The 11170-nt window shown below is 50.2% G+C and carries 2 protein-coding genes; both read right to left on the reverse strand.

Translation table 11 applies throughout. The features are described 5' to 3' along the window. Window positions 1–79: 79 nt before the first annotated feature. Window positions 80–6370 carry an SDR family NAD(P)-dependent oxidoreductase gene (locus K0T92_RS10030; protein WP_219872324.1) on the reverse strand — a complete coding sequence of 2097 codons (6291 nt, stop codon included), beginning with the start codon at window positions 6368–6370 and terminating at the stop codon, window positions 80–82. Window positions 6371–6377: 7 nt separating this feature from the next. Further along, window positions 6378–11168 (reverse strand): type I polyketide synthase, encoded by a 4791-nt coding sequence (locus K0T92_RS10035; RefSeq protein ID WP_219872325.1) that lies wholly within the window; start codon window positions 11166–11168, stop codon window positions 6378–6380. Window positions 11169–11170 lie beyond the last annotated feature (2 nt).

Consider the following 11170-nt stretch of genomic DNA (forward strand, 5'->3'; position numbering starts at 1 on the left):
GGCCCACCGAGTTTGGGTTTAAGAAGCAGCATTCAGGCAGGGCTTTACACCCCCCGCCTGAAGCAGCAGCCTTTTACTTTCAAACCTCATATACCTTTTTGCCTGATTCGTTCAAGAATTCACTAAGCTTTCTTACAGTACTGTGGTTTGCAACCCACTCTTCCTCTATGAACAGCCCCATCTTCTCTAATTCAACCGTCAGAGCTACCAGCTTGATGGAGTTCCCTCCAGACTCAAAGAAATCATCATCCAGCGTTGCCTCAAATTCGAGGATCATGCTCCATGCCGCAAGCAATTTCTGCTCAAGGTTCTCTGCTTGTTCTGCTTGTTCTGCTTGTTCTGCTTGTTCTGCTTGTTCCTGTTCATCTGCCCGGTATTCGATGCTTTCTTCGTGCGGAATCACATGATCTCTTACCGGTTCAGCAGGAGGTATCATAGCCTCAACCAGCCCGGATATAGGCTTGGACAAATCAAACTGGACGAAGGACTCGATAATCAACAGAAACCGGTCAATCAGCCCCGAAATCGTCGAGTCGCGGAACAAGCCCACATTATAATTGAAATGTCCGTGCAAGATATTATTCTCATACAGGAACATTTCCAATTTCAAATCCACTTCCGCGGCCTTTCGCATAATTCTCCTCTGCGCAAATTCCATTGAGCCTGCGGATATGGTTTGGTTCACGATTGTATTGAGTTGATTCTGGTAGACGAAGATAGCGTTAAACAGGTTTTTGGCCGCCTCTTTATCCGTCATGCCAACAATCTCTTGATACGGAACTCCTTGATGGCGCAAGCCTGCTATGAAAGTCTGATAGGTTTGCTGGACATATTGCTGCAGCGACAGATCAGACTCAGCATGGATATGAATAGGCAGCGAGTTAATGAAGACGCCCACCGTACTCTCCCAGGCAGGATGATTGCGGCCGGATACTACCGATCCGATAAAGAATTCATTCTGCTCCTCCGTCTGCAAAAGCAGCCCGTATAAAGCAAGCAGCAGTGCCTGCAGCGAAATCCGCTGCTCTCTGGCGATTCGAACCAGCTCTATTGTCAAATAGCTTGAGATCACAAAAGGCAATGTGTCTCCTTCATGCGATGTCACTCCGTTCTTGTCGAAATCATAAGGCAGATGCAGACTGGCATTCTTCCCCTGCATCTGATCCTTCCAGTACTCATATTCAGACTGGTAGGAAGCAGAATTGAGGAACGCCTCCTCCTGCTGAACGTATTCCCTGTACTGCTTCACCTCAGCGAGCGGAGCATCGTTCAAGAGATAGAAGAAATCTTTTACAATGACTGTTAAAGAGACGCCGTCTGAGATGATATGGGCAGAATCAAATAAAATGCAATGGTGATGAGCGTCAAGCTTGATGAAAGCGGCACGGAACAATGGAGCCGCTGATAGATCGAATTGTCTGACCCACTTATTCTCCACCTGGGGCAGCTCATCTCGCGAACACTCCATGTAATCAACCGTTACCTCTACGCTCGGATGGATCACTTGAAGCAATTTTCCATTCTGCCATTCAAATGAAGTTCTTAACGCCTCATGTCTCTGGACGATGGCCTTGATCGCTTCTTCCACTGCCTCCGGCTGCCATTCACCTGTTACATCAAAGGCGACCGGAACATTATAGCTGCCTACAGTATCCCGCTGGTTCAGCCTGTACATCCTGTATTGAACAGAGGTAGCCGGGCATTCAATCGGATCGCTGCCATTCGGCGCGACAACGGTAGCCGCTATTTCTGCCAATCCCACTGGCTCCTGGCCATCCTGCTTGACCTCCAGCTCTTCTTGTTCGAAGGCTTGGGAAATTTGATAAATATTCATCTGCTCAAACAGATCAGTGATGTCCATCCCTTTATTCAGATGCGTATTGATTTGATTGACGATCTTGATTGCAATCAATGAATCTCCGCCCAAATCATAGAAATTATCGTAAATCCCGATTTCCTGAACGCCGAATTCGCGGGACCATATCTTCGCGATATTAATTTCGTTATCCGAATAGATGCCGTTATCCCTGCCGGTAATGACGATATTAAAATCATTCAGATCCTGAGTAGAGCTTCCGCCGCCGGCTTTTCTGACCAGCTTATCTATGGCAGAAGTGACTTCGAACAGTTTGGTGTGAGGCAGTCTTGGTATTTCTCCCGTATTTGTAATCGAGCCTGCTACAATGCTTCCCCCCTGCTGCTGGGACATGGCCGCATTAAAGACCTCGATCGCCGACTCCATTTGGATCGCTGCAAAAAATGAATCATGATCAGCCCCGTATTGAGCTGCCATGCCGATGTTTTTCCATGCCGGCCAGTTGATATTGACCGTTTTCTTCCCCGTCAGATTTCTGGCGCCTGCGAATGCATCCATATAGCTATTGCCGGCTATATAGTCGCCCTGTCCCTGGACAGGAGTGATAGTTGCGACTGAGGAGAAGGTCATGAACAGCTGCACAGGCTCATTTGCGGTGACCGCATCCAGAACGTACGTGCCTGCAATTTTGGGAGACAGGACACCCCGGAACGTCTTCTCATCCTTGTTCATAATAAATCCGTCTCCTGCAACCCCTGCGCTATGAATAACCCCGACGATAGCCCCGGCTTCCGCTTTGATCTCTGCGGCAATGCGTTCCATGCTCTGGAGATCGGATACATCAGCGCTGCAGCATATGACCTTGGCTCCCTTGGATTCCATATCCATAATCGAGCGAATAGCACGTTGTATGCCGGTTTCTTCGCCACTCAGCAGACTGTCCCATTCATGGCGTTCCGGGAATTTGGAGCGATTGACCAGCGCAATATAGGCAGCGCCTTTTCCGGCCACATAATTGGCCGCTTCCAACCCAATCGCACCCGTCCCTCCGGTGACTATGACCGCCCCTGCACGGAGAAACCCAGTGTCTTCTGCCGTAAGCTCAGGGCCGGAATCGAGCTCGGTTAGCCGCTCGATGAATCGTTCTCCCTTGCGATAGGCTGTCAAATAATGGGACGGATTCGAGAATATTTCCTCCGCAATTACCGCTGCATCCGTATGCCAATCCATGTCAATGGCGCGACACTGGATATGAGGATGCTCCATTGTGATCGTTTTTCCTAATCCAAAAACGCTGGCCGCGACAGGGAACGATGCCTCTTCTCCCCTGATTGCATGCGCGTTGCTCGCCATGAGCACCAGTTCAATATTTTTCATCCGCTTATTTACTAGCGCCTTGGTCAAGTGGAACAAGTGTACAGCAGGCTTCATGAGCTGTGCAGGCGCCTTGGCTGCATCGGCTGCGAATTTCTCTGCATCAGCAAAGAAGATAATTTTGGAAACCCCTCTGCCGGCGATCATGTCTTCAACCAGACGCTCGTAGTCGTCCGCAGAACAGCCGACCGAATAGGAATGATCCCCTTGGCTCTCCCCGTCCTCTTCATGAATCGACACGGTGAGAAGCTCGTCGCAGTATTCCGCTGCCTTGCCTAGCAGCCCCTGGGCTGTTGGCCCTGCGCCAATCACGATTGCCGACCGATGCTTTATGACGTCAGAAGGACGGTCACGGTTGATCCACTCCAGCGTATAAAGCTCACTCTTCCTGCCGCTCGTGGATCTCATAAGAGCCTGCACATCATGCACCTTTTTAAGCATAAACTTCTCGATATATACAAGAATGTCGCCCTTCTCATCAAACAGCGTAATGTTGTATTGCGAGAACTCTCCGCCTTCCTCTGTAATCGGCTGGGAGTAGCTGTAGAAGGAAGAAGGCAATGAACGATATACGGATATTTTCTTGTAAGAGAACGGCAAAGCGAACGATCGCGTATCCATATCTACGAATGGGGAGGTAGCAACATCAATCAGAGATGGATGCAGCGTATACAAGCCGACCTCCTTCTCATAGGCTTGAGGCAGCTTCAAATAAAAGACCGTTCCCTGCGGACCTGATTTATAATATTGGATGGTTTTCCACCTTGGTCCGAATTCCATAATCCCCATCGTATCGCCTACACCTTCAGGCATATCGACATGGCGTTCATGACAGCCCTCCAGAATGTCCGTTACATTGACAGGCGTCATAGGAGGCAACTGGTCGTACAGAATCTCTCCCGTTGCATGAACGGTCCACTTCTTCTCTCCCCCGTCTTCATGAATGCTCTGTATTTGGAAGCTGTACTTCTTCTCTTCTCTGACAATATGAACATGCACCTTCTGGGTTTGGCCCGGCTCAATAACCAAGGGGGAATAGAACTGGAGGTTTGCCAGTCCCGTCACGGCAGTATTGACAGCCAGGCTTCCAGCTTGAGTGGCCATTTCCAGATAGGTTGTCCCCGGTATTGTATAATGATTGACTATTAGATGCTCCTGAAGCACCCAGTGGCCATCAACCGTAAACTCCGTTTCATAAAACCATTGGTTCTGCGACTCCACGAGACATCTGTCAACTAAAGGATGCTTGATTTCCTTGAATGATTTGCCTTTCTCCAGCAGCTCTCCTTCTTCCAGCCAGCAGCGATTTTTCTCGAAAGCATAGGTTGGAAGATGAAGGAAGCTGTATTCGCCCTTCTCATACAGAAGCTCCCATTGTATATCGGCGCCCTTAATGTAGTAATCGCACATCGCCACTAATTCGGCGGCCGTACCGGAAGCAAGACTTTGATTGACTTGTCTGGACAACAGGATCTTGTCCTCTTCCTTAAGCTCGCCAGCCTTCAGCTCCTGATTGTGCGTTGCAATCTTGTGGTGGGCGTAATAGAGGTTCGAGCCCTCGCCAGCACATTGCTCCAACGGATTGCTGTCGCAGCCGAGCAGCTTCTCCAGCAACTCTTCCTTGCTCGAAACAATGATCGCCAGCCGGTGACTGTAATGCCCTCTCCCGACGCTTGCTGTATAACAAATATCAGCAATATCGGATGCAGCCGTCCGCAGATAACGCGTATAAGAGGCGATCAATTGGCGCAGCGCATTCTCCGACCTTGCCGACAGCGTGAAAATATACTCGCCGGAACGGCTGCCTTCGACCTTCGCTTCGTCAGGGGCCTCCTCCAGAATGACATGACAGTTGGTTCCGCTAATGCCGAAAGAGCTGATTCCGCATCTTCGCGGCCCCGATGCCTGCCAGTCGATAACCTGATCGACCAGATATACCGGAGACTCAGTAAAATTGATATACGGATTCGGATTGCGGAATCCGACGGTTGGAGTCAGCTTTTGATGTTTCATACATAAAATCATCTTGATAATGGAAGCAATGCCGGCACCGCCCAGCAAATGTCCGATATTCGTCTTCACGCTTCCGATTCCGCAAAATTGTTTTTTATCTGTATATTTTTTGAACGCATCGCTAATTCCCTGAATTTCGATCGGATCGCCCAGCTTGGTGCCCGTGCCGTGCGCTTCAATATAAGAAATCGACTCCGGTTCGATCCCGGCGTTCTTCCAGGCCCGTTCCAGCAATTTGGTCTGCGCTTCCGAATTCGGTGCTGTTATTCCGTTTGATGTGCCGTCTCCGTTAGAGGCAATTCCCTTTATTAGTGCGTATACCGGCACTCTTTTTCTTCTCGCTTCTTCAAGCGGCATAATGACAATGGTTGCAATCCCTTCGCCCCATACCGTACCGTCCGCATCACGGTCAAATGTACTGACATGACCATCCGGCGATTCCAGCACGCTGACCTCGAAAGGCATGACCCCTAAATTGACCCCTCCTACAATCGCCGAGGTGCAATCTCCATTATGAATCGATTGGCACGCATTCTGTAAGGCAATCAGACTTGATGAGCATGCCGTATCGACGACCAGAGTCGGCCCCTGCAGATTTAGAATATATGAGATCCTTCCGGCAATAATGCTGGCGATAGACCCTGTCATCAACAGGGGATCTTCAATGTTCGTCATTTTGCAATACTCAGGGAAATAGGTCGTCTCCATCCCTACGAACACGCCCATATTGGAGCCGGATAATTGCGCAGGACCGATCCCGCTATCCTCAATGGCCTCCCATGCAGCTTGCAGAAACAGCCTTTGATAAGGATCCATCAGCTTTGCTTCCTTCTGGGATATCCGGAAGAAAGAAGCATCGAATTTATCAATCTCCTGCAGGAATCCGCCGTTGCGATACTTGTGATCAGCCTTCAGGAACCGCTCCACATCCGCTCTTCTGGACTGGGGGAAAGGGGCGATGGCCGATCTTCCCTGACTTAGCAATTCCCAGAATTCATCGGGGTTGCTGGCGCTCGGATAGTTGCAAGAGATTCCGACAATAGCGATTTCACGATTTTCTTGCTCGCCATTCAAGCCGTTCAGCTCCGTTAATAAAGCTGTTGTTTCATTTAGAGACAGTTTCTTCTCCGAAAATTGCGATAGGATGTATTTCCCGATCTGACTCATTGCCATATCACTCCCTTGTCCGACTTTTCAGCGTCATTTGCTGGGCGCTATCGATCGAAATCATGCCACTTTCCAGCTTCTTCAATATCTCAACCATCGACTCATTCTCTTCCGGCACGGATGAGCTTGTTGCTTGCTCCAACTGGGAACGCTCCCCTATCATTTGCGATAAATGAGCGATCGAAGGATGCGAGAACAAATCCGTAATATTAACCTTGCCGGGATAATGCTTGCCGACCTCTACAATAAATTTTGTCGCCAGTATGGAATCGCCGCCCAGCTCATAGAAGTTGTCATAGATGCTGACTTCGGCGACACCAAGAACATGGGACCATATTTCCGCCAATTTCTTCTCGACCTCGGAGTAGCCCTGATTGTGTCTTCCCAGCAAAGTGATCTCCATCCCCTTCTCTTCTTCCACCGCTGCATACTGCTTCTTCTCGCCTTGAGAGGCGTAGCCCGCATAGTCGAAATACGGCGCGGTCTCCTCCTTCGAAGCGGCGTCCTTCTGAATCCGTCCTGGTACAACTGTGCCCGAGCAGGACTCGAAGATATGATTCAAGCAGGTTATTGCTTCGCTATTGCTCATCGCACAGATCCATGAGTCGGCATCCGCCCCGAACCTGACTGCCATCCCGACATCCTTCCACGAAGGCCAATTGATCGAAATCGTTCTCAGTCCGGCTTTATTGCGGTAATCCGAATAAGCATCCATAAAGGCATTCGCCGCAACATAATCCATTTGCCCCGGCTCTGCGGTCAATGACATAGCAGAAGAGCACATCATAAACAGGTCAGGGGGATCATTGCGCGTCAGATGATCCAACAGATAGACGCCCTCAATCTTCGGTGCCAATACCTTCCCGATAGCAGATGCGTCCTTGAATAGCAGAAACCCTTGTCCCGCTTCACCTGCACAATGGACAATCCCTTTAATACGGCCGTAAGCAGCGCGAAGGCCTTCTACCGCCCTCTCCATAGCCGCAGCGTCGGTGACATCCGCCTGAATAAGAAGAACCCGCGATCCGTTTTCTTCCAGCTTTAGAATCTTCCTGATCGTCTCGCAAATCCGGGGCTCCTCATTCGTTTGCAGGAGATCGTCCCACTCATCACGCTCTGGAAATCTGCTGCGGTTCAATAAAGCGAGCACGGCTTTTTCCTTGCTTGCAAGGTAAGCGGACACTTCAAGACCGATACCGCCCAGCCCGCCTGTTACCACATACAGGCCGCCCGCTGTTCCATCAGCGGATTGTTCATTCCCTGCTGCCGGCGCCGGATATCGGACGAGATGCGGCACATATTTGATCCCGGATCTGAAGGAAACCAAATATTTGTCATCCTGGGCAAACAAATGGGCGCACACCAGTGCTGTAGAGGTTTCACTATCCGTATCGATGCTGTTGCAAATGAACTGCGGGTACTCTTTCGAGATAATTTTCCCCATTGCGGCAATGCCGGATAAGACCGGGTCAATGGCTGCTTCCTCATTAGTGACCGCATTCGCATGCTGGCAGAGAATCGTAAGCGGCAATTTATGTTCCCGATGCTCCCTGTTCAGCAGACACTTAATCAAACGCTGGAAGTTCAACATATATCGCTGCATGCGATCGTTCGCTTCCTCGGGGATGAAAGAGCTGTTCCACGATGGAATGCACAGGACATGATCCAGTGCCGAGTCGGCTACTAAAGCTAATGCTCTGTCATAATCCTCTTCCGAATCACTAACTGTGATCTCTTTTTGATCCAGGCTGGCTAAGAAGCGCTCACCTCTGCGAATAACGGTTACTTCATGTCCCGAATTCCGCAGTTCAGCGATGACCTCACGCGACGGATCCTCCTCGAAGGCTGCAATCAAGATGCGCTTCTGATTCACGGATATGCTGGAGATATCAGCCATCTGCACCGGCTTCCATGTTATCCGGTGCAAATCAGGCAGCGAATTCGAAGCATCCATAGTAAAGAGACGGGTATCATTAACTCTCTTAATAGCAAAGCTCTTGATCTCGATGATCACTTCACCCTCCGAATCCAGCAGCGCAATATCAAATAACATCGCCTCCTGGTGGTCCGGATTGCTTATTAATCTGTGGTAGCAATAGAACGTCTGCGGGATTGGCTTGTATATGGCCAGCTCTCCGTATGACAGCGGCAGGTACATCCCGTTCCCGTATCGTTGGCTGACGGCATTGACAGCACTATCCAACAAAGCAGGATGGAGGCAATAAGCGCTCAAATCCTCGGTCAATGAATCTGGCAAGTGCAATTCAACGAGAAATTGATGGCCCTTGTAGCGAAAGCTCCGTATATTCTGCCATCTTGGGCCAAGTGCAAACGGCTTTTGCCTGTCTTCATCTTCCAGAAGCCCTTCTGTCTCTGTGCAGTGCTGAAGAATCTCGTTCAGATTGTAAGCAGGGGCTGCCGACTGCCGGCCAACTCCCTCGCCTTCAACATGCACAACCCAGCTGTCATCCTGCCTGCTCGCCACCGTGAACTTGACCTCATTATTGGCATCGGGCTTCGTCACCGTCGTCTGTACAAGCATGCGGCTATCATCATTCAGGATGAGCGGACTGTGAAACAGAATATTGCGATAGCTGAACATCGCGCCAAAAGTTCGGCATGCCTGTGTAACCATCTCCAGATACGTGGTACCCGGAACGACATACCGGCCAAGAATTTTATGCTCCGACAGCACCCAATGCTTGCGGGTATCAAAGACGGTTTCGAATACGAGCCCATTCACCGAATCCGAGACAAGCCTGTGCAGCAAATCAGAAGACATGCTTGCAGAAGAGTCAGCGAATTTGCGCGGGGAAGCCCAGAAGCGCTTGCGTTCCAGTGGATAGGTCGGAATGCTGCATTTGTCATATTGGCCTCTCAAAATTTCAAACCAGCGCAAGTCAGCACCGCCAATATACAATCGGGCCACCTGTGACCAGAGATGGCGAGCATGATTGCGATCGTACGGCATGGACCCATCGGCCAAATACGCTTCAACCAATTGCTCGGCCGCACTGCCCAATTGACGCTTTTCGGCTTCGGTTACATCGCCGCGGGCTCTTTCGCTTTTCAGATTGGGCACGACCTGGTGATAGCCGTACAAGATCCCCTCGTCTTCTGCTTCATCGCCACAATGATTCAGAATAAAGGATAGCTTGCTTTTCAGCTCTTTAAAGGAGTCTGCGACCAGCGCATAGCGATAGGCGTAATGCCCCCGGCCTGCCAGCGAGGTACGGCAATAATCCAGGTAATCCGCCTCTGCTGCCCGGCCTGCATAGTCGTAGTGCTTGTGAGCCAGTGTGCGAAGACCCTCCAGGCTTTTCGCCGAGAAGGCGAATAGTGCGGGAGAGGAGACGCTGCCGTCTGTTCCGTGCTTATTCTCCTCCCCTTGAAACTCCTCCACGATGAGATGGCAATTCGTACCGCTGAATCCGAAGGAGCTAATACCTGCTCTGCGCAATGTGTTCGAGCTTTCCCAGTGTATAGCTCTATCGTTGACATACAGAGGGCTGTCTTCAAAAGGAATGTGCATATTGCTTTTCGTGAAGAATAAATTTGCCGGAATCTCTTTATTTTTGAGAGACAATACAACCTTCATCAGAGACGCGAGGCCAGATGCTCCTACCGTATGCCCGATATTGGTTTTTACCGAGCCAATTGCACAGAACTGCCTCTTGCTCGTCTGCTTGCGAAAGGCATTCGTAATGCCTTTAATTTCGATAGGATCCCCCAGCGCGGTTCCGGTTCCATGCGCCTCAATATAACTGATAGATTCAGCAGGAACAGCTGCATCTTCCAACGCGCGAATAATAGCTTCTTCCTGCGCTTCCAGATTCGGAGCTGTTATTCCGTTTGAAGCGCCATCGTTGTTGATTGCGCTGCCCCGGACTACAGCATAGATATGATCCCGATCCAGCAATGCTTGTTTCAACGGTTTTAACAGAACAACACCGGCTCCTTCCCCCAGTACCGTCCCATCGGCCCCATTGTCGAATGTTCTGACCCTGCTTTGCCTGGATTCGATCATATTCAGCGAATGATTTTTATTAGGGAAGAATATGAGATTGATTCCTGCGGCTATTGCCATATCGCATTCCTTGCTCTGCAGGGATCGGCATGCGGTATGAACCGCGACAAGCCCCGAAGAGCAGGCCGTGTCCAGTACGATGCTTGGCCCTTTCAGATTGAACAGATACGATATCCGGCTTGAGAGTATCCCTGCATATGAGCCTGTAAGATGCAGCTGATCGGCCGTGGATACGAGTTTGTAGTAGGGCGTTTCCGTATGATCCCTGCCCACGAATACCCCGGTCCTGCTGCCATGCAGGCTTTTTCCGCCATATCCGCCGTCTTCCATCGCCTCATACGCTGTTTCCAGCAGAATTCTCTGGTAAGGGTCCATAAAGCTGGCTTCTGAAGGCGGGATAGAGAAAAAGGAAGCGTCGAAGCAATCAATCCGATCCAGAAAAGCTCCTTCCCCGTAGATATCCCCGCTAAGGTTCTCCAGCGGTTCTTCAGTTAACAGAAGCGCCGACGAAGGCTGGGACAAATAGGTGTCGATGTCCCTCTTTCGCAAGTCCGGGAACTTTCCGATCGAACAAACTCCGCCAGACAGCTGCGACCAATAGTCATCCGGCGAGCTTGCTCCAGGATAACGGCAGGCCATTCCGATAATAGCAATCGGCTGCTTCTCCTGCCCTTCCGACTTTACAAGTTCATTCAACAGTCCTTTGGCTTCAAGGGGCGTCAGCTTTTGCGCTGCTACCTGATCAAATATATACTTTCTTATGGTTTCCAATT

It is taken from the genome of Paenibacillus oenotherae, assembly GCF_019443105.1.
Lineage (GTDB): Bacteria > Bacillota > Bacilli > Paenibacillales > Paenibacillaceae > Paenibacillus_Z > Paenibacillus_Z oenotherae.

What these genes read in the sequence shown, in the direction of transcription:
- K0T92_RS10030 (WP_219872324.1), bottom strand. Translation starts at nt 6,370, where the DNA reads ATGAGTCAGATCGGGAAATACATCCTATCGCAATTTTCGGAGAAGAAA.